This window comes from Microcoleus sp. w2-18bC1, from assembly GCF_036700365.1.
GTDB lineage: Bacteria > Cyanobacteriota > Cyanobacteriia > Cyanobacteriales > Microcoleaceae > Microcoleus.
The window spans coordinates 409,290-436,289 of record NZ_JAUBOS010000001.1 but is presented as its reverse complement, the minus strand read 5'-3'; the positions used below and the strand labels follow the sequence as shown (position 1 = coordinate 436,289).

17 protein-coding genes are annotated in these 27,000 nt (G+C 45.4%); 8 read left to right on the top strand and 9 right to left on the bottom strand.

All coding sequences use genetic code 11. The annotated features are described in order from the left end of the window. Positions 1-75: 75 nt before the first annotated feature. Positions 76-1,347 carry a type IV pilus twitching motility protein PilT gene (locus QT979_RS01780; RefSeq protein ID WP_333211472.1) on the bottom strand — a complete coding sequence of 424 codons (1,272 nt, stop codon included), beginning with the start codon at positions 1,345-1,347 and terminating at the stop codon, positions 76-78. 305 nt (positions 1,348-1,652) lie between these two features. On the opposite strand from QT979_RS01780, the gene QT979_RS01775 reads away from it, so the two are divergent. The 3 genes from QT979_RS01775 to QT979_RS01765 all read left to right on the top strand — a co-directional run bounded on the left by QT979_RS01775 (position 1,653) and on the right by QT979_RS01765 (position 7,621). Continuing rightward, a complete protein-coding gene (locus QT979_RS01775; protein WP_333307830.1) occupies positions 1,653-3,050 on the top strand; it encodes an amidase in 1,398 nt (465 codons plus the stop codon). A 267-nt stretch (positions 3,051-3,317) separates the two neighbouring features. Beyond that, entirely contained in the window at positions 3,318-5,321 is a 2,004-nt protein-coding gene (locus QT979_RS01770) for a cation:proton antiporter domain-containing protein (protein ID WP_333307828.1), read from the top strand. Between the two features lie 641 nt (positions 5,322-5,962). Then, entirely contained in the window at positions 5,963-7,621 is a 1,659-nt protein-coding gene (locus QT979_RS01765) for an alpha/beta hydrolase (protein ID WP_333211477.1), read from the top strand. An 850-nt stretch (positions 7,622-8,471) separates the two neighbouring features. Here QT979_RS01765 and ilvC read toward each other — a convergent pair. Continuing rightward, positions 8,472-9,521 (bottom strand): ketol-acid reductoisomerase, encoded by a 1,050-nt coding sequence (ilvC, locus tag QT979_RS01760; RefSeq protein WP_333211478.1) that lies wholly within the window; start codon positions 9,519-9,521, stop codon positions 8,472-8,474. 308 nt (positions 9,522-9,829) lie between these two features. Here ilvC and gloA2 point away from each other — a divergent pair, with 308 nt between their 5' ends. Both gloA2 and QT979_RS01750 read left to right on the top strand, forming a co-directional pair. Then, complete coding sequence (gene gloA2 / locus QT979_RS01755; RefSeq protein ID WP_333211480.1) at positions 9,830-10,216, top strand: SMU1112c/YaeR family gloxylase I-like metalloprotein; 387 nt, start codon at positions 9,830-9,832, stop codon at positions 10,214-10,216. Between the two features lie 118 nt (positions 10,217-10,334). Then, positions 10,335-11,627, top strand: a complete 1,293-nt coding sequence (locus QT979_RS01750; RefSeq protein ID WP_333307825.1) for an endonuclease/exonuclease/phosphatase family protein — start codon at positions 10,335-10,337, stop codon at positions 11,625-11,627. Here the strand turns inward: QT979_RS01750 and QT979_RS01745 are convergent. The 4 genes from QT979_RS01745 to QT979_RS01730 form a co-directional block, all read right to left on the bottom strand. Then, positions 11,594-13,276, bottom strand: coding sequence for a dynamin family protein (locus QT979_RS01745; protein ID WP_333307823.1), 1,683 nt, complete (start codon positions 13,274-13,276; stop codon positions 11,594-11,596). The two genes, QT979_RS01750 and QT979_RS01745, sit on opposite strands and share 34 nt — an antisense overlap. Positions 13,277-13,290: 14 nt before the next feature. Further along, the gene (locus QT979_RS01740; RefSeq protein WP_333307821.1) at positions 13,291-15,402 is read right to left on the bottom strand and encodes a dynamin family protein; all 2,112 of its coding nucleotides are present in this window, start codon (positions 15,400-15,402) and stop codon (positions 13,291-13,293) included. After that, positions 15,399-15,731: a hypothetical protein gene (locus tag QT979_RS01735; RefSeq protein WP_333211487.1), complete on the bottom strand. Its 333-nt coding sequence runs from the start codon at positions 15,729-15,731 to the stop codon at positions 15,399-15,401. Before QT979_RS01735 ends, QT979_RS01740 begins: the two co-directional genes overlap by 4 nt. 206 nt (positions 15,732-15,937) lie before the next feature. Then, the gene (locus QT979_RS01730; RefSeq protein WP_333211488.1) at positions 15,938-16,459 is read right to left on the bottom strand and encodes a pentapeptide repeat-containing protein; all 522 of its coding nucleotides are present in this window, start codon (positions 16,457-16,459) and stop codon (positions 15,938-15,940) included. Positions 16,460-16,686: 227 nt separating this feature from the next. Between QT979_RS01730 and QT979_RS01725 the strand changes: the two genes are divergently transcribed. Further along, positions 16,687-18,225, top strand: a complete 1,539-nt coding sequence (locus tag QT979_RS01725) for a SagB/ThcOx family dehydrogenase (RefSeq protein ID WP_333307819.1) — start codon at positions 16,687-16,689, stop codon at positions 18,223-18,225. Between the two features lie 198 nt (positions 18,226-18,423). On the opposite strand, the gene mnmE is transcribed toward QT979_RS01725, so the two are convergent. Together mnmE and QT979_RS01715 are read right to left on the bottom strand one after the other, a co-directional pair. Beyond that, positions 18,424-19,809, bottom strand: a complete 1,386-nt coding sequence (gene mnmE / locus QT979_RS01720; protein WP_333307817.1) for a tRNA uridine-5-carboxymethylaminomethyl(34) synthesis GTPase MnmE — start codon at positions 19,807-19,809, stop codon at positions 18,424-18,426. A gap of 50 nt (positions 19,810-19,859) precedes the next feature. Next, entirely contained in the window at positions 19,860-20,069 is a 210-nt protein-coding gene (locus QT979_RS01715; RefSeq protein ID WP_333211493.1) for a hypothetical protein, read from the bottom strand. A 636-nt stretch (positions 20,070-20,705) separates the two neighbouring features. On the opposite strand from QT979_RS01715, the gene QT979_RS01710 reads away from it, so the two are divergent. Continuing rightward, positions 20,706-22,904 carry a tetratricopeptide repeat protein gene (locus QT979_RS01710; protein WP_333307815.1) on the top strand — a complete coding sequence of 733 codons (2,199 nt, stop codon included), beginning with the start codon at positions 20,706-20,708 and terminating at the stop codon, positions 22,902-22,904. After that, positions 22,861-25,275 (top strand): tetratricopeptide repeat protein, encoded by a 2,415-nt coding sequence (locus tag QT979_RS01705; protein ID WP_333307813.1) that lies wholly within the window; start codon positions 22,861-22,863, stop codon positions 25,273-25,275. Before QT979_RS01710 ends, QT979_RS01705 begins: the two co-directional genes overlap by 44 nt. Positions 25,276-25,362: 87 nt before the next feature. Here QT979_RS01705 and QT979_RS01700 read toward each other — a convergent pair whose 3' ends face one another. After that, positions 25,363-26,790 carry a protein adenylyltransferase SelO family protein gene (locus QT979_RS01700; protein WP_333307811.1) on the bottom strand — a complete coding sequence of 476 codons (1,428 nt, stop codon included), beginning with the start codon at positions 26,788-26,790 and terminating at the stop codon, positions 25,363-25,365. Positions 26,791-27,000: the final 210 nt, after the last annotated feature.

Genomic DNA, 27,000 nt, shown 5'->3' with positions numbered 1-27,000 from the left:
CTGTTTAAATCCCCATCCTAAAAACCTCGTTTTCAACTGTCAACTGTCAACTGTCAACTGTCAACTGTCAACTATTTAGACTCGACCTCGCAGCATCTGAGCCATTTCGTTCGGAAACGGCGAGTTCTCTACACAAAGTTCTTCAGTAATCCGACCTTCTTGATAAAGGCCGTAGAGCGACTTATTCATCGTCGTCATGCCTTCATAAGTATCTTTGATCATGATTTGATTGATTTCCTCATTCTGGCCCTTCAGAATGTATTCCTTAACCACGTCGGTATTGATCATAACGTCGTGGAAAGCAGCCCGCTTTCCGTCGGTGGTTTTACACAGCAGTTGAGCAATAATCGCCACTAGGGATTCGGAAATTGAGACCCGTATGGCATCCTGTTCTTCCGCCCCGAACATATCCAGAATCCGGTTCAGGGTCTTAACCGCACTGTTGGTGTGCAGGGTTCCTGCAACTAAGTGACCCGTTTGAGAGGCTTTGAGGGCGATTTCCACCGTCTCTCTGTCCCGAATTTCTCCTACTAGCAGCATATCCGGGTCTTGTCGCAGAGCGCCTTTGAGAGCGCTCATAAACTTGAGGGTGTGCCTGCCGACTTCCCGGTGCTTAATCAAGGATTTTTTGCTTTCGTGTACGAATTCTACGGGGTCTTCGATCGTGATGATATTGTAGGCTTTATTCTTATTGATGTAGTCGATCATCGCGGCTAACGTGGTAGACTTACCCGAACCTGTCGGGCCTGTCACCAAAATCAGCCCTTTGTGGTAGCCACATATTTTCCTAAATACCTCCGGCAGTTTCAATTCCTCCAGTGTCATTATTTTGGCAGGAATTAGCCGCAGCACCATTGCCGGGCCGGCCAAGGAGTCCATGCAACTGATCCGAATGCGGACGAAGCCGAAGTCGAAAGCGCCGTCAAAGTCTAGGGTTTTTTGGAAAATTTCAATTTCTTCATCGCTCATGCACTCCCGCAACCAGCCAAAAAACGTATCTAAATCGGTCGGTGGATAGCCGATGTCGGCAATCTCGCCCCGGGTGCGGAAGCGGGGAACTTCGTTTACTCCCAGGTGAAGGTCGGATACTCCTTCATCTTTGGCTCGGATTACTAGCTCTTTCAAACTCGGAACTCCGCCGCTGCTAGAACTCTGGCTTTTAGGTGTGGCGAAGGATTGCGGCGCTGGTGCCGGTGGCGCTGCTGGTGCGGGTGCGGCAGGCGGCGGTGCTGGCGGCATTCCTGCTGCTCTGGGGGGCATCCCTGGAGCTGGAGGGCGGGGCATTCCTGGCGGTGGGGGAGCTCCGGGTACGGGCGGGCGAGGAGCTGGCGGATGCTGTTGTGTCATATGCGCTACCTTAAGTTGGTGAGAAGGCTGACTCGAACAGATGATTTGTGGGAGTTGAACAATGCCGATCGCCATTGTGCGTCTCTTGCACAAAAGCTTAACTGTTGTTCTCAGTCTATCCCAAGATAGGGTCGTAATGCTGCACTACTAAGGAAATATTCTGCCAATTGGAGGATGCCATCACTCTCGATATATGATCAAATATGAATTTTTGACTTTTTTGGATAAATTTCTTAAGGAAAAGAGTTTGCAGCAACTCAACAGTATTAAATTATACTTTGTCCAACTATTAAGGAGTTAAACGGATGAATTCTGTCGATTGGGCTTTTACTCCTGCTTTGGAGTTGGCGAAGTCGATTCGCGCCCTGGAAGTGTCGCCTTTAGAAATTGTCAATCTTTACTTGGAACGGATCGATCGATTAAACCCTCAGCTTGGCAGTTATTTTACAGTAACGGCCGATCGGGCGATCGCCCTGGCTAAATCTCAAACCGAGCAACTAGCCGGCTTAAACAAGCCACAGGAATTGCCACCTTTTTTCGGAGTACCAATTGCGATTAAAGACTTGACACCAGTTGCCGGCGTTCCCTGTACCTATGGCACTCAAGCTTTGGTGAATAACATATCTAACTACAGCGAATCAGTGGTATGGCGGATCGAAGCAGCGGGATTTAACATTCTGGGCAAAACAGCAACCTCTCAAATTGGTTCATTGCCTTACACCGAACCCCCAGGTTTCCTGCGGGCGCGCAATCCCTGGAATTTAGAGTATACGCCCGGAGGTTCCAGCGGCGGCTCAGCGGCGGCTGTAGCGGCGGGTTTATGCGCGATCGCCCAAGGTTCAGACGGCGGCGGTTCGATCCGAGGCCCAGCTTCCTGCTGCGGTTTAGTGGGCATTAAACCATCGCGGGGGCGAGTTTCCTGGGCCCCCGTCGGAGATTACCTCAGCGGCATTTCTGCCAACGGCCCCCTGGCGCGCACTGTAGCTGACGCCGCCGCACTTTTAGATGTGATGTCAGGCTACACAACAGGCGATCCGTACTGGCTACCCGATTCAAATCCGACGTTTTTAGAAGCTTCCACTCAAGAGTTAGGCAAGCTACGAATTGCTTTTTCTACCAGTATTTCCCCTGTGGGCGAGGCTTCGGCTATCTGTCAGCAAGCGGTACTCGAAACCGTCAAGTTACTGACTGATTTGGGTCACGATGTCGAACCGGGATGCCCTGATTTTACGGGTTTAATCGAACCGTTTATCGCAATTTGGCAGTCTGGGGCGGCGGCAAGCGGTATTCCAGGCCCTGCTTTGGAACCGATGAATCGCTGGCTGTTAGAAAGAACTATTTCCGCTGGGGAATATTTGCGGGCGGTGAATCAAATGCAGGTGATTTCACGGCGGATTGTGGGATTCTTTGAAAAATTTGATGTGTTAGTTTTGCCGACTTATATGCACTCGCCAATCCGGGTTGGGGAGTGGGCAGATTTGAGTTTTGAAGAAACTTTGCAGCGAATTATTAATTGGGTTGCTCCTTGTCCGCCGTTTAATGCTAGTGGTTTGCCTGCGATCGCACTTCCTGCCATTTTAGATAACAACGGTTTACCTGTGGGAATTCAAATTATTGGGCGGCCGGCGGCGGAAGCCACTTTAATTGCTTTAGCGGCGCAGATGGAAGCGGCGAAACCTTTCCCGGTTTTAGATTTTAAATAGGGAAGAGCAAGAAATAAAAGCACGTTTCCCTTTTTTATGGGTATGCCGAATCAGGACTTGTGCGCGGCGAACAAAAAATCCGGTTTATTGCAGAATTTTCTAGTCAGCCATCCCATATTTGACCAATAAACCGAGTTGGTCGCCCAGTCATACTTATTACCAATAATGCTGTATTTTATTGAGAATCCTTCTTTAGATTGATAGATATTGTGCTTATTTTGTTTTAAAAATGGTAGCAGTTCGCTGCCAATATTTAGGGTGAAATTTATGTTAACTTCCGGCCCGATTACCGCTCCCGTTCCCGTTTTTCTAGTTCTTTTAGCAATCATGCTAATCGCCCCGCTGGTATTTGAGCGCTTGCGACTACCGGGAATAGTCGGTTTAATTATTGCTGGCGTAATTGTCGGGCCCAACGGTCTAAATTTGCTGCAACGAGACGCTACTATTGTTTTGTTAGGTACTGTAGGATTGCTGTTTTTAATGTTCCTAGCGGGATTGGAAACTAGCCTCGACGACCTCAAACTCAATGCGGACAAAGCTGTCATATTTGGGCTGGCTACTTTTTCGCTACCGATGATATTGGGGACAGGAGCAATGCTGCTGTTGGGATATAGCTGGCTGGCTGCAATTTTAGTCGCTTCTTGTTTTGCTACGCACACGCTTTTAGCGCTGCCAATTCTCACCAAATTGGGATTGATGCGAACTCAGACTATTACTACTACTTTGGGCGGGACTTTAATTACGAATGTGTTGGGACTGTTGGTGCTGGCAATTGTTGTTAAAGCTTTCAAAGGAAATCTAACTCTCGAATTTTGGCTGTTTCTCATTCCATCTCTTGCTATCTACACTTTTGCTACTTTGTGGGGAGTACCCAAAATCGGTCGCTGGTTTTTTAAGAAATTTGGACATGACGAAAATGCCGAATTTATATTTGTATTGGCCACCCTATTTCTAGTTTCTTACGCAGCAGAACTAATTGAAATTGAGGCAATTATTGGTGCATTTTTATCGGGAATTGCCATAACTCAAATTATTCCCAAAATGAGTCCCCTGATGAATCGGATTGAGTTTATTGGCAATACGCTGTTTGTGCCGTTTTTTCTGATTTCTGTGGGGATGTTAATTGACCCGCTAATTTTGGTGAAGCAGCCGCAGTCTTTGTTGGTGGCAGCAGTGATGATTTTAGCAGAGGTGGTGAGCAAGTTTTTGGCAGCTTGGCTACCGGGGAAATTATTTCGTTTTGAGTTTCCCAACATTATGGTAATGTTCGGTCTTTCTGTTGCTCAAGCTGCTTCTACTTTGGCTGCGATTACGGTTGCTTTTGACATTAAATTGGTCGATACTGAAACGGTGAACGGCATCATTGCCATGATTTTAGTAACTTGTGTCGCTTCTCCTTGGATTGTATCTCGGTGGGGTCAAGAAATGCAGCCGCCGGGGTCTAGTTTGCCGACTGCTACTTCGGGAAAGCATTCATGGGGAGAGCGAGTTTTAGTCCCTGTTGCTAATCCGAATACGGAAGATAATTTGCTGCGTTTGGCTTTGATTTTAGCCAAAACATCTCAGGGAACTTTGCTACCGCTGCATATTTTGTCCGATCGCGGGGAAGCAATTTCTCCGGCAGATAAAATGCAACAAACTCAACTTTTGACGGCTGCGGAAACTGTGGCTAACGCGGCTGCTTGTGCGGTTGAACCGATCGCGAGGATAGATGATGCGATCGATCGCGGAATTCTGCGAAGTGCAACCGAACGCGAGGCTAGTTTAATTGTTTGCGGTTGGAAGGGATTTTCTACGACGCGCGACAATTTTTTTGGCAGCATCATTGACAATGTGGTAAGGCGATCGCCCGTACCCGTACTGATTGCTCGATTTCCCGATCCTCTTCAGAATACAGCCAGAGTTATTTTGGCCATAACTGACAGCGAGTTGACTCGGTTTGGATTTCAGGAAACCGTGGATATTGCTAAGAGTTTAGCCGACGAACTCAAAGCGACTTTGCAAGTGTTGTTAGTGGCGACACAACGGGAAAAAAGCAACAAAAGTGCGGCGGAGGTGGAAATTCTTTCTGAGATACCAGTAAATCGGGTGCGGGGAAATTTTATCAAGCTAGTTTCGCAGAATTTGTTAGAACACGATTTGCTGATTTTAACAACACTTTCTCAGCAACAGAAATTGTGGGAAAAACCGGGAACTCTCAAAGAACCGGAAGCCATCGCCCGGACTCACCAAAATATTTCGATGCTTGTTGTTTATTTTCCTGTATCTTGAGGAATATTTTAACCGCAGATTACGTTATGAATCTGCATTCATCTGCGGTTAAGATTTTAGGACTAAAGCCAACTGGCAAATTAAACAAAGGTATGTATAGCCTTTCTCAGTAACATGAGGTAATCATCGGGAATAGGGCATCGGGCATCGGGCATCGGGCATCGGGCATCGGGCATCGGGCATCGGGCTCGCCCCCATACCTCACAACGCTTGAGAACGGCTATAGTTGCGATTGTGCGCTCTTTCCTAACTAAGAGCGCACAATCGCAACTACATACCTAAAATTTAAGTCCTATTTGTGACAATTGTGTAAGTCTTATATTTAATCCTAACCCAACGGAATTACTAGCAAAATTTCCGCACCTTTGTGCGGTTCGTAAATACACTAGATCGCTCTTTTCACTCGTGAAGGTTGTATTTTTTGGGCGATCGATTAAAACATCATTTAACTCGTCATCATTAGCACCCGCACAAGAAGTGCACTTAGGTACGGAATGTGCGCTCGGCAAGTAAATATGCGTAGAGACCTTGACGATCACACCCCGATGGAGACAATTTCTCGGCATCTAGGACAATTTCTCGGTATCTGGGAGAATTTTGAGAATATGGTGATCTACCCCCTCTAGTTCAATAAGGTAAAAATGAGCATCAGACCAAATTTCAGATGGTTTTCTTCGGTGGCGAGTATTTTGGGTTCGATTTCGATTAATCCTTTCAGCGGCGCGACATCCTCTGCAAAAGCTGCAGAAACGGTTGTTGTTCGCAAAGGTATTTTAGAATCGTCAATATCGGTTGAGGATTTGCGCGAACTCGCAGAAACAGGAAAAGTCCCCGCCAAACTTCAAGCTTATGCAAATCTCCTGTCTGAGGAACAGCGGAGTAAAATTTTTCGGGCGCTGCAAGCGAAAATTCCCCTAAATGTAGTCGGCCTGAGTAACTTGCTAAACACGGGCATCGGCACTGCCATCCTGACGGATTTGACTACAGTCATACCTAGGCGTGGCGGTGGGGGTGTGGAAGCCCTGCGAGCCGCTTTGGTGCAGGGAGCAAACGCGCCGGAAGGCTTATCGGTATTGACTTTCATTGAATCTTATCCGAGCTCGCGAGTAGTGGTGGATCTCGATCGAGCTTTCACAGTTTTGGGAAATATGAACGCCAGTTTTTGGCAAACTCAGCGCTTTATGGCGGCGATCGCACCTCAGTTAGCAGCGGTTAAACCCGCGTTTAAGCTGCCTTTCGATCCAACCCAGCCCGGCGCTAATTTGGTGCAGGTACGGGCGCTAGATTTGAACGATAGTGCCCGCAATCGACTTATTCCAGTTGATGTGTATTGGTCGGAAGCTGCGACAGCCGACAAACCGACGATCGTCTTTTCTCACGGGTTGGGTTCCGTCCGCACCGATTTGCGCTACTTAGCTGAGCATTTGGCGTCTCACGGCTATGTGGTAGCAGCTTTAGAACATCCCGGCAGCAACGAGACGAATACCAATGCTGCGATGGCGGGGCAGTGTCCCTTGCTAGCTCCTCAAGAGTTTTTAGAGCGTCCCAAAGACATCAGTTTTGTACTCGACGAACTGACAAAATTGAACCAAACTGATGATAATTTGCAGGGGAAAATTGCGATCAACCGATGGGTAATAATTGGCTATTCATTTGGCGGCGCTACAGCCTTGTCCTTGGCCGGCGCCGAACTGCAATTGAGCGCACTCAAACAAAGGTGTCAGGGGGATTTGATTGGGTTCAGCTTAGGCGAAGGCATTCAGTGCGCGGCGGCCGGATTACCCGAAGAACGGTATCAATTGCGGGATGGGAGGATTAAAAGGGCGATCGCCATGAATCCGATCACATCATTATTATTTGGAGAAACGGGTTTAAGTGCCATTCAAATTCCCACCTTAATAGTAGCATCTTCTGCCGACAAAACAACTCCCGCCTTAGCCGAACAAATTGCCGGCTTTCCGAAAATTCCATCTCCTAAATGGCTAGTTGGTTTGGTAGGAGGAACCCACTTAAGTGTCAAAGATCCGAGTACAACTTTAAACCAAGTTCGTCGGCCGAGCACAGTAATTACCGGCGATGAAGTTGTCGGCGACCAAGCTGTTAGCATACGCAATTATATTAAAGCTGTAAGTTTGGCTACCGCCGCGCAACTAACTGCTGAAGCTGATAAATATGCAGTTTTTCTAACACCAGAATACGCGCAATTTGCTTCCACATCGGCAATCCCGGTGCGGCTAGTAACAGAAATTTCCCCGGAAACTAATGCAGTAGTGCAAACTTTTCTTCAAGGGAATAAGTAGTGATTAGTAATTAATAATTGGTCATTAGCTAATAACTAATTATTAAGACTTGTAGCAATATCAAATAAGGTGACATGAAAATTATACTTGAGTGCGTCTTCTCGGTCGCTCCTGAGAGCACGGAGCCACACGGGAAGCTACCACTGCATTGGGAAAATTATGATTCCGATGTCAGCGGAAACGATATTACGACTAGCAGCTTTTCCTTTTGTATGGGCTGCCGCTTAGCCCCGAAGGGTGTATTTTTTTCTTAAGCTGTTTCTGATATATTTTGTCCGTGCAAGGGCAAAATATAACAAACTGCTTCCACAAACTCTACTCCCAAACTGCAATGCCTAAAAAAAATCTTATCCCGCTATTGCTTCTGTTGGCAGCCCTGTTTACCCTTTACGGTGACACTTTAACTTTTCTCCCCAAACCTGTAAGAGATACTAGCGTAGCAAGCCGAAAGTTCTTCGTCGGGTTGTGGCCAAATTGGTTGAGGCCGAGAGATTTCAACGAGCAAAGGCAACAGGATATTGATAAATTGCAAAAAAGCCCTAGCCCGAGTCGATAGTTTTGAGCTACCAGGGATAAACCCGGTTTCTCTAATAATACCTAGCCATTTTCTTGTAGTATTGTAGGTTGGGTTAAGCGAAGCGAAACCCAACAGTACGATTTTAGATTTTGGATTGTAGATTAGAGATTTTTTATCCACTCTCTAATCTGTAATCGATTAAACTTAAGATTTTAGATTTTCCTCCCAGCGGTAAGGTGTGCATTGCACACCCTACACATAGAGGTTATGCCTCTAGGGCTGTTTTAGATTGGTCTTCCCATCTAAAATCTAAAATCTAAAATCTAAAATTGATTAGGCTTGCTTTTTCAACCAGCTAAACATAGCTCGCAAATCTTTACCAACTTCTTCAATAGGATGTTCTGCTTCCTGACGGCGCATGGAGGTAAAACCTGGTTTGCCAGCTTGGTTTTCCAGAACGAATTCGCGGGCAAATTGGCCGGATTGAATTTCGCTGAGAATTTTACGCATTTCGGCGCGGGTTTGATCCGTGACGATGCGGGGGCCGCGAGTTAAATCGCCGTATTCTGCGGTATTGGAGATGCTGTCGCGCATTTTGGCGAGGCCTCCTTCTACTATTAAGTCAACGATAAGTTTAACTTCGTGCAAACATTCAAAATAAGCTAATTCCGGTTGGTATCCGGCGTCAACTAAAGTTTCAAATCCAGCTTTAATTAAGGCGCTCAAACCGCCGCACAAAACTACTTGTTCGCCAAAAAGATCGGTTTCTGTTTCTTCGCGGAAAGTTGTTTCCAGGATGCCTGCTCTGGTGCCACCGATACCTTTAGCATAGGCCATTGCCCGATCGCGCGCTTGACCGGAAGCATCTTGATATACTGCAAACAAACTCGGAACACCTTCCCCTTGTTCGTAAGTCCGTCGCACCAAGTGTCCGGGGCCTTTGGGGGCAACCATTACTACGTCTACATTGGCAGGGGGAACAACTTGGCCGAAGTGAATGTTAAAACCGTGAGCAAATGCTAAAACATTTCCTTCAGAAAGGTTCGGTTCGATTTGTTCTTTGTAAATAGTTTTTTGAACTTCATCGGGCAATAAAATCATGATGAAGTCAGCGGCGGCGGCTGCTTTGTCTACCGGGTGAACTGTTAAACCCGCGTTGGTTGCTTTGGCTGCAGATTTGCTACCGGGATACAAACCGACAACGACATTCATGCCACTGTCTTTGAGGTTAAGCGCGTGGGCGTGTCCTTGGGAACCGTAGCCGATGATAGCAATCGTTTTGTTAGCTAAGAGGTCTAGGTTCGCGTCGGTGTCGTAATACATACGGGCCATAATCCTTGTCTCCTGAGATGCAAATTGGGTGATTGACTGCAAAACTCTCATTTTATCAAAGTAGGGTACTTTTTTTGCAGAAATTTTTAAATTAAGATTTGGACGGGGGAAAATAAACGGCGATCGCGCTGAATTTAGCAGGGTTTCTGGCAGAGTCTGCGATCGTCAAATATAATTGTCAATAGCGTGCTGTGCATTTGGACAACCTCACATCTTGCGCCATTCTCAAGAACAGGCTTTTCGGCCTGTTCCACAAAGAGTGAATTTTGTTGTGGAACAGGCCGAAAAGCCTGTTCATAAAAAGCTTATTGAGAATGGTGCAACATCTCAGAAAAACGCAACTAACTAACTTTTTTCAGATGAAAATAAAAGCAATACATCATGTGGCTATTATTTGCTCGGATTACGAAGCCTCGAAAAAATTTTATGTAGAAGTATTGGGATGTTCCATTATCAAAGAAACTTTCCGAACCGAGAGGAATTCTTACAAACTAGATTTGCGAGTCGGAAACGGCGACACCATCGAGCTTTTCTCATTTACCCATCCTCCTGAAAGAATTAACAATCCTGAAGCTTGCGGTTTGAGACATTTAGCTTTTGCAGTTGAGGACATAGAAGCATCAGTTGCTTACTTAAAATCCCAACAAGTAGAAGTAGAAAAAATTCGCCTTGACGAGATTACAGAAAAACGGTTTACCTTTTTCCGAGATCCCGACAACTTACCCTTAGAAATCTATGAAATTTAAGGAGTATCCCGATTTTGTAAAGTCGCTCTTAAATCAATAGGTGGGGTGTGCATTGCCCTAAAAACTGCATGATTACTTCCCAATCTAAAATCTAAAATCTAAAATCTAAAATTGTATAATGGACTATATCATCAGAAACACAATCACGGTCGGATTGCCTGCTTTAATGCTATTTATAGCCATAGCAGCTACAGGTAAAACAGGTGACGCAGCCGTTTGGTCGGGTTTGGTTAAAGTCGGCGGTTCCTTTGGTATGCTGATTGGTTTAGGTGTGTTGGTATTTGCAGGATTTGTTGCCAATTATTTTAGTTATTTTGTGGTAGATAGCTTGCTGGTGAGATTTTATCAAAAGCGGCGAGAGTTGGAACAGCCAGAACAACTGGTAGCAGAAATTGATAAATTGCTGATTACCAACGACCTCAAAATCAAGCTAAAATGGGCGGTGATGCACAGCATGACCAACAAAAGCATTAGCTTGAAGCACCTAATTTTAAAATGGTTTATTATCGCAGCCACTGTAAATGCCGTATTGTCAATAGTCGGTTATTTGGGAGAATTCAACATTTTTTTTGAATTGACTTCTCATTTTAAACTACAATATCTGCTGGTTGGTTTCTCTACTTTTATATTCTTCGCTCTCGTGCGCTCAAAAAAAATATGGTGGCTGGTGAGCGCATTTTGCATTATCATTAATTTGGCGGAAATTGTTCCTTGGTATTTTCCAGCGGCCGCCTTTGCCGGAGCAACTCCTGGACAAAACCTGCGGATTTTGCATTCAAATGTTTTAACGAATAACCGACGCTATTCTGAGGTGATATCGCTGGTAAAAGCAGAACAACCAGATATCGCGGTTTTTGTCGAAGTCAGCACAGTTTGGGCGAAGGAGTTAGCCGTCTTAAGCGATATTTTTCCTTACTCTTCCAACCTGCAAGAATCTGATAGATTTGGCAGTGCAATATACAGCAAGCTGCCTTTAGAAAATGCTTCTATTAAAGCCTTTTCAAAGCGAAGAAAGAGCTTGTCTGCGGATGTGAAATTTCAAGGTAAAATCATTTCTTTGATTCTTGTTCACCCCACTGTGCCGATCAAACAGCAGAGTTTTATCGAGCGCAATCGACAGCTAGCAGGCATCGGCGAGTATGCAGCCCAAGTCAAAAATCCGGTGATTGTGCTTGGCGATTTCAATACCACAATGTGGTCGCCTTTCTATAAAAATATGGTCAAAACCGGAAACCTGCGAAATGCGCGATCGGGCTTTGGCATTTTACCGACTTGGCCGACTTTTATGCCGCTGGCTTATATTCCGATCGATCACTTTCTAGTCAGCAAAGAAATTGGTGTTTTGAAGATTCGTACTGGCCGCAATGTCGGTTCGGATCATTTGCCGTTAATTACAGATTTGGTCCTTTGAAGCCAAGATTCGATATTTTCTAACAAATTATTGATTAACTGTATCTGGTATTGCTGAATATTAGTCTGTAGCGGCTCTTTGCTGTCTTGAAAACAGATAACTTTTCCGGCGATTTCCTTGTAGTGTTGCAGCATGGAAAAAGTATCGGTACTGAAGCGAGCGAGATAGTTTTTAGCAGCCTCACTGCAAATTTCCTTTACTTGATTTAGATAAGCTTCTGACGATTCAGGCGGCTTCTCATACCCAGTTCTTTTATTCAAAATATAGCTAGCACCGCCGACTACTGCAGCTCCCACAGGCCCGCCCAATAGCCAACCTAAGCCTGTGGCGATCGCCACTGGAGCCACTTCGCCCTCGATCGACTTTTGAGCTGGAGGTGGTGGCGGCTCCGGTAAACTGACTTGCGGGGATGGAGGAAAGGAAATCAAAAGTGCGATCGGCTGTTCTTTCTCAAAGAATTCGCAAGCTTTATTTACCCATTCTGCGATGGTTTGCTGCTGATGTAAAACCTCTCGCTGAAATTTTAGCTTCCACGCATCAAAACTTCCTTCCTGGAGCGACAGCGCCATTTCCGATTGATACCGCTGCAAAAGTGTGGGCTGGTAAAGCCAAATCTCGAAATCGGAAACGCTGGCTTGAAAGCCTTTTGATATCAATTTTTCGGCTTTTTGTTTAATTTCAATTTTGTCTTTATGCTTCTTTTGAGCTGCGGCTATTTCTGCGGTGACAGTTTCAGCTTTGGCTCGGAGAGATTGGCAAATTTTAGTAGCTATAGCTTCAATTCTAGGCAACTTAACTGCTAGTTGTTCCTGTTGAGCTGCCACAATACTTTGCAAAGCCGATTCAAACGTAGCAATTCCTGTAGTTTGGGCTGCGGCCACATCTCCTTTTAGCCTAGCCCTCAAAGCCGGCAAAGCATCGACGCGGTAGATATTGCTGATATTGTTCGGCAAGTTCGAGCGAAAACTTTCGGCAACAAACAACAACCGATTGTATACTTGTTTTTGGTCGTCTGGTTCGAGTAGATTGAGAAAATTGGCAACAAAGACGACTGTGTTGATGTTGCGATCGCTCAACCAATCTCTCAAGTTCTCCCGTTCGCCTAAAGTCATCAATTTGCGAGCATCTAAAACCTGCACAACTAAATCAGCCGTTAGCAATTTATCCCGAACCAAATTATCCTGTTGTTCCCGATCGTTGGTTCCCGGCAAATCCAGCAATTCCACACCGGTTTGCAGGAATGGATGGGGACAATAAACATTCACGGCCGCCACATCATCCCGCATTTGTCTGGCGTCGTCAAGGATGGCGTAACGTTTCAAAACATCAGTCCCCGGTTCGCTAACTTCCGTACCGTCTTTCAGGGTAATTTTTGCGCGCAATTCCTCGCCGTAGTTGACATAAATGGCAGCACCTGTAGTGGGCACAAGGTCGATCGGCAAAGCACGATTTCCAAGCATTGCATTGAGCAAAGTTGACTTGCCGTAATTAAACGGGCCAAAGACAGCAATTTGAAAAGTTGGTTTGGCGAGATAGTCGCAAATTGAGGTGGTATCTCGATACAGTTGGGAGTTTTTATCAAGTTCGAGAATACCGAGTGCTGATTTGAGATAGTCTGTCAGGTCTTGATAAATTGCGGGTTGTTGCATATTGTTGTTTTATTTTAAGCGGATGCTAGGAAACCTTGATATAGCGATTCAATACTCTGCGACTCGGCAGAAACATCAGCCTCCAATTTTTTCAACCGCTGCGATTCAGCCTGACAATTAATCTCGCGAGATTCCTTTTGTTCCAGCAAATTATCTAACTCAGCTTTCCGAGAATTAATATCCGCATTCATCCGATCGCCCACTTCTCGCCCGTAAACATCAAAACACTCTTTCACAGCATCGTGAATCGGCTGCCACTGCTCTTGAGCCACCTGCGGCAGATATTTCACCAACTCTTTTTTTGCCGCTTTAACCAACTGTTTGTTAGCTCCGTCTGCTTGCAAAACGCCAACACCAATCCCCAACAAAGCTAAATATAGCGGCCCCAAAACAACCCCGGTCAAACTAGCAAAAATTGTACTGACGCTCAACACAGTGATTAAATTAAGCAGGATATTTTTCCAGTCAAAACCAGCTCCTGCCATTGCTACGCCCGCCAGATTTCCGGTCGTTAACGAGAACAATCCCATCGCCCATTTTGCCCAAGCTGGCGAGTTATCTTCGTTCGAGTTGCTGACTGCTGCTGGTATTTTTTGCCCGGTCAGTTTTTCGGTGATTTTTTCAGTCACTTTCGTGTAAGATGCTCCGTAATTTGCCGCACTTTTCGATAGCTGCGAAAATGCTGAATTCATCTCTTGTTCTGCGGTGAGAGTCCAAGCTGCTAGTTTGTCATTGATGTACTGCTCTAATGCTCGTTTGAGCGATGCTTCAAAGGCTTCTCGCTTGCCTTGGCTGAAGAAATCCAGAAATTTTAGATCCGGTTGATACCGCAAAAAGTCTGTTTCAAAGGTATTTTCTAAGTTGAGAACGTAGGCGCGGAAAGAATCTGCGATCGCCCGCGATTTACTATCTCTAACTTCGATAATTTCTTGTTGAAACTCATCCCGAATTTGAGTCAGCTTCTTAAACTCCGGCTCAACTGAATTAATTTTTTCCTTCAACTCATTGACATCGCGATCGAGTAATGGTAATCTGCGCCCAACAGCTTCGCGGACACGAGCAGAAATTTGACGCGCCAAAGTCCTCGCCGGGCGCAATTCCGAAATCGCCCTTTCCTGGGTCAAAAACGTATTCAGTGCCGCCATAAACTCGGGAAAACCAGTTCCTGTCAAATCCGCCTCCGGGTTTTTCATCCGCAGCCTGAGCGCCTTAATTGAGGTAATTGCAAACACTCGCTCGTCGTAAATATCGTGTCCTTCTGTTAAACAATATTCAGCCAAATTAGCTTGAAAAACCCGCCGCAGTTTCCCTTCTGCTTCTGCTAATTCTTCAGGATCATCCGGGTCAATCAAACTTTCCCGCACCTGATCCCAAGCATTGATCAAAAAGAAAATGCTTAATCCGCGATTTTTGATGTAATTTTCTAAATAACGTCTTTCACCCATTGTGCAAGGCTGAGTTGCTCTGAGCACAAACAAAATAGCGTGGCAGTTGTTGATGTAACCCAGAGATAATTCATTGCGGGCTTCTGTATCGTTCAGTCCGGGACTGTCTACTATTTCTATGCCTTTTTCCAGCAAAGGTAAGGGATATTCTACTACGGCACAATCGATATCGGGAAATGCTGGTTTCTTTTCTTCTTCTAAACGTTTTGCCTCAGCGGGGTCAATTGTGTAGTTCTGTTTAAAACTTTTAAAATCTAGCTGTTTGGGGCTTTTGCCGTCATTGAAATAAACGGTAACTTTTTTTTCTGAACCGTAGCGCAAAATCGTCAACAAAGCTGTACAGGGATTTACATCGCTGGGCAGTAAGTTTTCGCCGATTAACGCATTGAGAAAAGTGCTTTTTCCGCGTTTCATATCACCTAGCACTAACAGGCGAAAGACTCCTTGGCGCAAGTTTTTACTGGCGACATCAATGTCAGCGTTGTCTGTTTCTAAACCGAGTTTTCCCGATGCTTCTCCTGCTGCTAATTCTGATTGGTTGATGGCTGTGGCGATGTTGCTGAGGCGATCGGCAATTTCTCGGCGGACGGCGGCTACGCGCTCTAAATCGTTGAGAAAGTTGCTAGTTTCTACTTTAAGATTCATGGCTGTTTCCTGATAGTTTCCTGCTTGAGCTTTCAACTTCTGTCTTCTTCAATAAACATTTTGTAAGCTATGAAAGCAATGCCTCCCACTATCAGCGCGGCTGCCAGCCAAGATGCTATGCGAACTGCAACGATAACAGCAATGACAATGCCTGTAAATTGAGCGGCTGCTATAATTTTTCGGCGCCACTGTTTGAGTTTGCCGTTAACTTGGCTGTCTGGTTCTTGGTACTTGCTTGTTAGATGTTCGGGCACTGAGCGGTCGATTTCGGCTTCTAGTTCGCGGAGCCGAATTTCTTGTTCTCGCTTCCGCAGTTCTTGTTCTTTACGCCGGAGTTCTCGGGATTTGTTGTCTGGAGAATTCATAAATTTTAGCCTGTTTTCCGCTGGAAAAATGTGTTATTTATTGTCAATGTTGCGGAGCCATAAGTTCTCTACGACTGTAACTCACATTTTCCCACGTGTCGAGAAATGTTAAGAAATTTTAAAAAGAGCGATTCCCTACGGGATAGCTACGCTTCACGACTAATTAAGCCGATCGCCCTAGGCCCTAGACTAGCCGCTGCAAATCATCAATAGCCTTCGGGCCCGATAGTAGTGCGATCGCACTCGGCTTCCGACAAATCACCCAAGCGCGATCGAAATAAGTTGCAGCCCGCTAATTGAGCTTTGCTTAACTTTGCTTTCTCCAAATTAGCTCGACTCAAATCCGCATATCTCAAATCGGCATTCGTCAAATCTGCATTGTACAAATCCGCACCTTGCAAATTAGCTTTCTGCAAATTAGCACCTTGCAAATTGGCGTGACGCAAATTTGCTCTTGATAAGTTTGCTCTTGATAAACTTGCTTCCGACAAGTTAGCTTGATAAAGTTGAATGTCGCCCAATTCAGCCTCTTGCAAATCAGTTTTATAAAGATTAGCTTGCGTCAAATTTCCGTAGGGCAGATAAGCTCGCCTCAGAACGCTACCAGAAAGATTTATTTCTGTCAAATCTGCTTGAAACAAGTTATTTTCACTTAAGTCAACGGCGTTAAAGTTTCGCTGGCCCTCAGCATACTGAGCAAGCAATTCCTCAGCGCTTAGCTTTTGCATTTTCACTCCTCATGACGACAGCTACTGCAGCCAATCCATAACAGTAATTAATGGTTATTATTCTGCGTATTTATACTTAGGCATATTCTTATGTTAAGCTTGTGTAACAACAGTCGCATTTTTTCTAAGATTTTTTTTATATTTGTAAATTTCTGCCTTACTCGACCAGTAAGCGGTTAGTAATGTCAAGATCGATCGAGAAACCAAAGCCAATCCTCTACTGAAATATGCCAGAACATCCTCTCTCCATTGCTGAGCACTACCACGAACGCACCAAATACGACCCTGAAACCATTGCTGCTAAAAGCAAACAGCTAGATTGGACAGAGCAACCTGTGCCTTTCAAAGAATATAAAATTGGAGCGTATTTTGACCTCAAGCCTTATCTAAAAGACCCCTCGGAGGATGTTGATGCTGATCCCGATGCCGCTTGGTGGCATCGGTTATCTAGCTTGTTGCTGTGCAGCTACGGGTTGACGGCGAAAGTGCAGACGGTAGACGATAGCTACCTGTATTTGCGCTCTGCACCGTCGGCGGGTGGACTCTACCCAGCAGAGGTTTATTTAATCTCCCGTGGCACTGCCCAGTTGCCGGCCGGACTCTACAACTATCAGTGCAGAACTCATTCACTTGTTCATTTTTGGGACAGTCAAGTTTGGCCGGCATTGCAAGCAGCTTGTTTCCAGTCGCCAGCGCTAGAAAATACCCAATTGGCGATCGCCATTACCACTGTTTTTTTCCGTTCTTCTTGGCGTTATGAAGACCGAGCTTATCGGCGAATTTTTCTAGACACTGGGCATTTATTGAGTAATATTGAGTTAGCTTGCGCCGTCAACGATTACCGACCTCACCTGATTGGAGGATTCGCCGACGAAGCTGTCAATGAATTACTTTACATTGACTCGGAGCAAGAAGGAGCGATTTGTATAGTTGCTTTAGCCGACTTGCTAGATATTGACCAAAACTTGCCTAAATTTAAAACAGCTTTGCCCGGAAACACCACCACTGATTACCCGAAAATTTCCGAAGGTCAACTGTTAAAATACCTTCACAAAGCGACGCATTTAGAATCAGACCCTACCGGAGCTGATGGCTGGAAAATTGATGAAAGTGAAGGGGAATTAGAGGATAAATACAACTTTCCATTTTGTAGTAAAGTTTCGACTGTCACTCCTTCGATTCCTTGGGGAGTGAACCTGGAAAATTTAGAAAACACTATGCTCAAAAGGCGTTCGACCCGTGCTTATACAGGTGCTTCTTTGAGCTTGGGCGAACTGCTAGCTATGCTGGATTTTACTTACCAGCCCCAGCACTATATCGACCAAGGATTAGACGGTTATCCCGACTATTTCGATCTAAGTTTGATCGAGACTTTTATTGCTGTTTCGGGAGTAAATGGGTTAGAAGAAGGCTGTTACTATTACGCTCCGAAAGCTCAAGAATTGCGACAAATTCGGTTTAAAAATTTCCGCAGGGAACTGCATTTTTTGTGTTTGGGGCAAGACTTGGGCAGAGATGCGGGGGCGCTGTTGTTTCACACGGCGGATTTGAACAGGGCTGTAGCAAAATATGGCGATCGAGTTTACCGCTATTTGCACATGGACGCGGGTCATTTGGGCCAGCGGTTGAATTTAGCAGCTATGCAACTGCGTTTGGGTGTCAGCGGTATCGGGGGCTTTTTTGACGATCGCGTCAATGACGTTCTCGGTATTCCTGCGGGTGAGGCTGTGCTTTATATTACAAGTCTTGGAAGACCTCGATCGTAAGAATAAGTCAATCGATTTTAGATTTTAGATTTTAGATTTTAGATTGAAGAATTGGCGTTGCTGATTTATGGTATGAACTACTCAATCTGCCAACAATGAAACAAGCGAGTCAGTCAATCTTCTGAATTTTCAAGTGATAGCGGTAAAGTGAGGATTGCAAACCTGTAATAGAGAGGTTTTACGTAAGTCCTACCATTGCTATTTGCCAATGCAAAATCTGCTAAATATTCTATCGAGCACTGATTCTGTCACTTCTTCGCCCGTAACTTCCCCCAATGCTTGAATAGCCCCGCGCAAATCTATTGTCCAGAAATCTAAAGGCAATTTATTGCTCATAGTATCTGTGCACTGTTCCAGAGAAATTTTAGCTCTGGTTAACGCCGCTGCTTGTCGCTGGTTGATTGCTAAATCTGAGTTTGCTGCTTGCAAATTTCCCCCGCTGACAGCATCTAAAATTGCTGTTTCTAAGTCTTCTATGCCTCGATCCAGGGCTGCTGCTGCGGTAACTATTGGGTGAATTTCTGAGGAAAAAGGTAATTGGGGGATTGTTTTTACTAAGTCTATTTTGTTGATAATTATAATTAGCTGGCGGTGCTTTACTTGTTCGTAAATTTCCGAATCTTCCTCTGTCCAACCAGATTCTGCGTCAATTGTCAACAACACTAAATCGGCTTGTTTTGCTGCTGCGCGCGATCGCTCAACGCCAATTTTTTCTACCTTGTCTTCGGTTTCTCGAATGCCCGCAGTATCGAGCACCTGCACCGGAATGCCGCCCACAACTAGCTGCGATTCTACGACATCCCGCGTCGTACCGGGCAAATCCGTGACGATCGCGCGATCGCTCTTACTCCACGCATTCAACAAACTCGATTTTCCCACATTCGGCCGCCCAACAATCGCTACTTTTAAACCTGTTCTCAACAATTCTCCGCGATCGGCAGTCGCCAAAATTGTTGACAATTCCTCCAAAACATGATTTATTTCCAAAGAAGTTTTAGCTTCATCTAAAGGCGGCAAATCTTCCTCAAAATCAATTCTTGCCTCAATTTCTGCCAGTACGTCCAAACAAGTTGTTCTCAATTTGCGAATTGGCTGCGCTAATTTTCCTTGCAAACCGGCCAAAGCACTTTGTGCAGCAGCGGGCGATTTTGCTCCCACCAAATCTGAGATACTTTCAGCTTGAGTTAAATCCAGCCTCCCGTTCAAAAAAGCCCGCAGCGAAAACTCTCCTGGCTGCGCTAATCTCGCCCCATTTTCCAAACATAACTGCAAGACTTGCTGCACAGCCATAATGCCACCGTGACAGTGAAATTCCACCACATCTTCGCGAGTAAAAGAACGCGGCGCTTTCATGATTAACAATAAAGCTTCATCGACTAATTCTTGAGTTTTGGGGCGACGGATATGACCGTAAAGAATGCGGTGAGACTCCCAGATTTGCCGTCCTGGGGTGCGAAACAGAGTTTCGGCAATTTTTAAGGCTGCGGAACCGGAAACTCGCACAATGCCGACGCTGCCTTGTTGGGGAACTATGGCAGTGGCGATCGCTGCGATCGTTCCTCCTTTGGTTAATGATTCAGACATTTTTATTATTCACACATTCAAAAGTTCTTTCAATATCCTGTTTTTGAGTATCAGGCAATTGCTTGTCGATATTTGAGAGTATAAATCTCTAGTTTGTCATTCAAAAAATTAAAATAGCCGCCCTTTAGGGCAAAATGCACCAGTTTCCGGGTCGAAGCGTAGGAGATATTTGGTAATATTTTCCCTAGAGTCGCTAATTGCTCGTCGGCTGCGAGAGACCAGATAACTTGAATTAGGGATTCAACCAGTTGTACGTTCATTTGACTGACCTCCGGCTTGGTTGTTAAATTATACATATCTCATTGACAGGATAAACAATTTCAGCATCTTTTTTCTAAAATATTAGAAGAGCGTGGCAACAGCGAGGGACTTGGCGAGCCAATCCGATCGCCCGTTTGTCCAGTCAGTCGATTTTAGATTTTAGATTTTAGATTGACTCCACAAAAGAATCGGGTAGCTTCAACTAGGGTCTAAAATTTTGGGAGGCTAACGACTCCTGTGGGAAAGCAACTATCCGTTTTTGGGTAGGAGTCACGGCTCGATCGAACTTAAATTACTCAGCCACATATTTTGGCTATTCTGATTTCATGCGATAATGGAAAATTGACAATCAAGCATCCAGGATACCCGCCACGTGATTCATCCGTCCAGAAATAAAAAACCTGTATCCGATGAAACTTGCCCCCCGAATTTATCTGTGGGGTCAGTCGATTTTCGATTTTCGATTTTCGATTCTCGATTTACCCCACAGATAAATCTGGGAGCTTGAACTAGGGTCGAAAATTTTTATCTTTCCACGACTCCTGTACGTGGCAGCGTATCCGTTTTTGGGCTGGGTCAATGCTTCAATCTAAAATCTAAAATCTAAAATCGATTGACAGGGTAGAGGGCAAAGTATGATTGGTCAACTTCTAGACAGACGTTACCGCATCATTAAAGTCACAGACTCAAGTGAAGTGGGAAAAACTTATCTAGCAGCAGATACTCACCGTCCTGGGTATCCGCAATGCACGGTTAGAGAAATGCGACTCCCCGGCACAAGTTCACAAACTCCAGAATTAGTCAAAGTTATATTTCAACGAAACGCCGAAATAATTGAAAAGTTGGGAAAACACGACAAAATCCCGGAATTATTGGCGTATTTTGAGGAAAATCAAAGTTTATACTTAATTGAAGAATTTATTGCCGGTTCACCTTTAAGTCAAGAACTAATACCCGGTCAACCTTGGGATGAAGATCAAGTAATTGGTCTGCTATCAGAAATATTAGAAATTTTGGTGTTCATACACGAGAAGGGTTTTATTCACCGCAGAATTCAACCAGACAGAGCGATCCGGCGCGAGTCTGACGGCAAATTTGTATTGGTAGACTTTAGCTTAGACAAAGAAATTAACCCGGAACTTGCTAACTGTCATTTGTTGTCGCAAACCTCCCCGAACTCTGTTAAACGGCATGAGGCAAAAAAACAGGATTTGGCGGCTCAGGAGTTATACGTGCCGATCGAGCAATTGAGCGGCAACCCCCGTTACAATAGCGACATTTACGCTCTAGGTACGATCGCCCAGCTTGCCGTCACGGGACTCTCACCCAACGAACTGAGTGCCTTAAAAAACAACAACAACGAAATTCCCTGGCGAAACCGAGCAACTTGTTCGGCAGCCCTAGCAGATATTATCGAGCAAATGGTGCGCCCCGACTGCGAGGAGCGCTATCAGGAGGCCGCCGAAGTTTTAGCAGACCTCAAACAAATCGCCGTAAAATTGGAGGTTGAGCCGCCGCCAGCCACAATCATCACGCACGCTATGAGTCAACCGCGAAGACAAAGCCCAACCAAACTGCTGCTGTTGGCTGCAACAGCGGCAGCTTTAATCTTGACGGCACTGATAACTTACTTTTGGCAGAGTCAAAGTCCGGCGAGATCAAAAGAATTGTTAGCCCGCGGCGTGGCCAAGGCGCAGCAAGGTGACACAACAGGCGCGATCGCCGATTATACTCAAGCGATCGCCATGAATGCCACCGATGCGGAAACTTACTACAAGCGGGCAAACGCTCGCTACGACATGGGGGCAACCGAGCAAGCAATACAGGATTACACGCAAGCAATTAAAGTCAATCCTAGCCACACCAAAGCTCTCTACAATCGAGGTATGGCCCGCCTCGACATCGGGGACAAGCGGGGGGCCGTGGAAGATTTCACCCAAGTCGTGCGACTGAATCCCAGCGACGGTGAGGCATACTCGCAGCGGGGTTTAGCTTACTACGAGTTGGGCGACTACGCCCAGGCAATTGAAGACTACACTCAAGCAATTCGGCTCAGTCCCAACGATGCTACAGCTTACAGCAATCGGGGCTTAGCTCGATCGGCTGCAGGCGACAAAACAGGAGCAATGGCAGATTTTACTCAAGCCCTTCAAATTAGTCCCAAACAAGCTGGCGTATACTACAGTCGTGGTCGATCGCGGTTTAATCTGGCAGATTATCAAGGAGCGATGGAAGATTATACTAAGGCGATCGAATTGCAACCAGATCTCGCTGATGCTTATACCAATCGGTGCAGCGCTTACTTGAATTTGGCCACCTACGATAAAGCGATTGCAGATTGCACCGAAGGAATGCGCCTCGATCCAAAAGATGAAGCAGCTTACAACAACCGCTGCATTGCTTATCTGAATTTAAAACAATATCAAAAGGCCAGCGAAGATTGCAGTTTGACGATCGGACTCAACGGCAACAATCCCAAAGCATACAGCAATCGAGGATTAGCTCGATCGGCTTCGGGAGACAAGCAGGGAGCTTTAGAAGATTTTACTCAAGCAATTCGGCTCAATCCCAGCGATGCAGTAGCTTACAGCAATCGCGGTACTATTTACTCAGAACTAAAAAATTACCCTTTAGCGGTTGAGGATTTCGCTCACTCGCTGCGGCTCAACCCCAACAATGCTAGCGCTTTTTATAGCCGAGGCCTCGTCCGCCGCCAACTCAAAGACCGTGCTGGGGCGATCGAAGATTTTCAGAAAGCTGCAACCTTGTTTCTAGAACAAGGAAGAGCCGATGGTTTCCAAAACGCACAATCACAAATCAACGACCCTAAATAAACTCTTAGTTTCCATTCAGATGTTAAAAAAACCAGAAAAAAGGAAGAAGGAAGAAGGAAGAAGGAAAAAGGAAGAAGCTCAAATTACCAACTTCCCCTTACCAACTCCCCCTTACCAACTCCCCCTTACAAATTCCCAATTACCAACTCCCCGTTACCAATTCTCAATTATAGATATGAACATGGTTGGTCAACTTTTAGACAGGCGTTATCGCGTAGTGCAAATCCTCAGTTCAGGAGCTTTTGGACAAACTTATTTAGCTGTCGATACTCGCCGGCCGGGCCATCCTCAATGTGTAGTCAAACAACTGCGCCCTCCCAGCAACACTTCCACAGTTCTCAAAACAGCTTATCGCTTATTTAAACAAGAAGCAGAAATATTAGAAAAGCTGGGAAAACACGATCAAATTCCATTTTTACTAGCTTATTTTGAAGAAGCAAATCAATTCTACCTCGTCGAAGAGTTTGTGCCCGGACACGCCCTAAATAGGGAAATTGTGGCCGGTCAACCTTGGCGAGAAGAACGAGTGCTGGATCTGTTGCAAGAAGTGTTACAAGTTCTCGCCTTCGTACACTCTCAAGGAGTGATTCACCGCGATGTTAATCCCTCCAACTTAATCCGCCGCAAACCCGACGGCAAATTAGTTTTAATTGACTTTGGTTCGGTTAAAGAAGTTGCGAGTCACGTCAGCGATCACGATACAGAGTTTCCGCGCACCATTGCTACTGGAACTCCGGCTTATATGCCGATCGAACAATTTCAAGGCAACCCGCAATTTAGCAGCGACCTCTATGCAGTCGGGATGATGGCAGTCCAAGCTATCACTGGTTTACCCGGTACGGATTTGCCCAAATTGCAAGATCCGAGTCCTTCTCATACGGGGGAAATTGTTTGGCGAAACCGATCTCAATGTTCTGTGGGATTAGCCAATATAATTGACAAAATGGTCTGTCACCAATTTGCCAAGCGCTATCAATCTGCGGAGGAAGTTTTGGTAGCTCTCAGCAAGTTGAGACACCGCCAAGAGCCTGTGAATACGGCTAACAAGAAAAGTATTGCTCCCAGCTTAGTGTCTTCTGATAGTTTTTATTCACGTTTGGGAAGTCGATTTTGGTTGCTGATTTTGGCGGGCGTCGGGGCAGCGATAGTTCTGATATTTCTGTTTAGTTATTGGAGCCGGCCGAATCCGATTAAAGCTAAGGAATATTACGAACAGGGAGTGGAAAAGTCTCGCAATCAAGATGCGGATGCAGCTTTGCAGGCTTTTAATAAGTCAATTCAATTGAATCCTAAAAATGCTGAGAGTTTTTACCAGCGCGGTAATGCTAATTATGATTTAAAAAAGTATCAAGAAGCAATTGCGGATTATTCTCAGGCGATCGCTCTCAATCCTAAATATGTTCAGGCTTATTTTAACCGCGGCCTAGCCCGTCACGATTTTAACGATACACGGGGAGCGATTGAGGATTACACTCAAGCTTTGAATCTCCAGCCAAACGATGTTGATACATATTACGAAAGAGGAGTTGCTTATTTAGAACTGCAAGATTACAAGGCCGCTATTCAGGATTTTACCGGAGTAATTCGGCTGCAGCCGAACCTTGTTAAAGCTTATCATTCGCGGGGGTTGGCTCGTGCTGGGAGTGGCGATTTGCAGGGGGGAATTGGAGATTATACTGAGGCAATTAAACTTGATCCTAAGAATGTTGATGCTTTTTACAGTCGCGGGAGAGCTCGCTTTCACCTAGGAGATTATCAGGGAGCTTTGGCGGATTATTCTCAGGTAATTGCGATCGATCCCAAGAGTGAAGATGCTTACGCTAATCGTTGCAGCACGCAGTTGAATTTGGGAGCACATCAAGCGGCAATTGACGATTGCACTCAGGCAATTTCGCTGAGTGAGGAGGATGGGGTTCCTTACAACAATCGCTGCATTGCTTATTTAAATTTGAAGGATTATCCGAAAGCAATTGCCGATTGCACTCAAGCGCTAACAGTAAATCCGAATGATTTTAATGCTTTTAACAATCGTGGTTTAGCTCGCAGTGCCGGGGGTGACGCCCAGGGGGCGATCGCAGATTTTACAGCAGCAATCGGCTTCAATCCCAACAATGCGGAAGCTTACGCCAATCGGGCTAAGATTTATCACGAGTTAAAGAATTACAATAGTGCGATCGCAGATTACGTGCAAGCTATTCGGATCAGTCCGAATTATGCTGCTGCTTACTACGGTAGAGGCATGGTTCGCCGCTCATTGGGAGACAAAGCAGGAGCAATTAGCGATTTAGAAAAAGCCGGCAAAATGTTTCTCGATCAAGGACTTACTGGGGGTTACAAAGATACACAATTTGAGATTGAAAAGCTCAAGTAGTCAGTTGTTAGTTGTTAGTTGTTAGTCAACAGTTAACAGTTAACAGTCAACAGTTAACAGTCAACAATGCCCCCTGCCCAATTCCCTTTAAGAGTTTTGAAGTCTCTTCACCAACTCATAAAACGGTTCCCAATTATCCTCAATAGCAATGGGCTCCCAAACAGCCTCAATTGTCGGTCTCAAGAGCGATTGTTCGGGATTGTGCTTCCGCAACCTGTCCGCCATTTGATCCATATCATCCGTAGACAAACTTTGCAAAACGTGATAATAAAACTGCCGCCAAGGTGCTATCAAGTCCGCCGGTTCCGCCTCAGCAAAAATTAGACTAGCATCATCTCGCCAAGTGCGATCGAACTGTCTTCGCAATTCAAAAAAGAAATCGTGATACTCAACTTGAGACTCCGCCAGCATTTTAATTGTCACCTTCAACAACTCATCTCCATCAGCTTCTGGCAAATCCTCAAATCCCAATCTATTGAGCATCAACCGCCGATATGCTGCATTATAATAATCGCCAAACTTTGCCAAACCCGCATCCATATCAGCTTGAGGAATCGCCGCTGCTAGCGGTTCCTGGAGTTTCTCTAAATTGTCCCTACAAATCAACGGTTGATTGCCGTAACAATAAAGACCCGAATAGTCAAAATAAGCTGCTGTAAATTGCGGCTTGTAAGTTGGAATAAAAGCGAAAGGCCCGTAATCGAAACTTTCTCCCGTAATCGACATATTATCAGTATTTAGCACGGCGTGGCAAAATCCTGCTGCCATCCACTGAGCAACTAATTCAGCTACTCGCTGGACTAAATCTGCATAAAATAGCGCATATTTGTCCGGGGCAGAAAAACTAGCTTTGCTTGCTTCTAAATGCAGTTCTGGATAGTAATATTCAATAACAAAATCTAAAAGTTTTTTAGTTAAATCCGGGCGGCGGATATAGTGCAACCTTTCAAAAGTTCCAAACCGAATGTGAGAATGACTGAAACGCACCATTACGGACGATCGTGTCGGAGATGGTTCGTCGCCCCGCCACAAAGCATCCCCAGTTTCAACTAAACTAAAACAGCGAGATGTCCGCACTCCCAATCGGTGCAAAGCTTCGGCGGCTAAAACTTCGCGAATTCCCCCTTTGAGAGTAAGTCTACCGTCACCGCCCCGCGAGTACGGAGTGCGGCCGGAACCTTTAGTGCCGAAGTCGTAAAGTCTGCCATCAGTGCCGCGAACTTGGCCGTATAAGAAGCCTCTACCGTCACCTAAATTGGGGTTATATGCGTTGAATTGATAGCCGTGATAGCGGAGTGCGAGAAAGGGACGGACGCAGTGAAATTTGCCGAACGCTTCGATGAAATGTTGGTCGGTTACTTGCGCGGGATCTAAACCCAATGTTAGCAATAATTGGTCATTGCGGAAGCGGAGAATATGCTGCGGAAAGTCGGCTGCGGGAACTTCATCAAAATAGTCGCCGCCGAGGGATTCGAGGGCTGGTTCGTAGTTGAGGGAAAGCAAAGGATTTGACATTTTTCTATTTTATCTTGAAATTGGCGATCGCTCCAAATTATATACAAGTAAGGTGCGGACTGCATTGGTGTCAACAATTGCCTCAGACCCTTTTTCTCTCTCGTTTATAGCCGAGTTCGATCCCCTCACATCTCCGGGCTTTTTCATGCTCAAATTTTAGCCAAGCTGAAGTTTGAGCATGAAAAATTAATGTCTTCCTCGAAGAGAAAA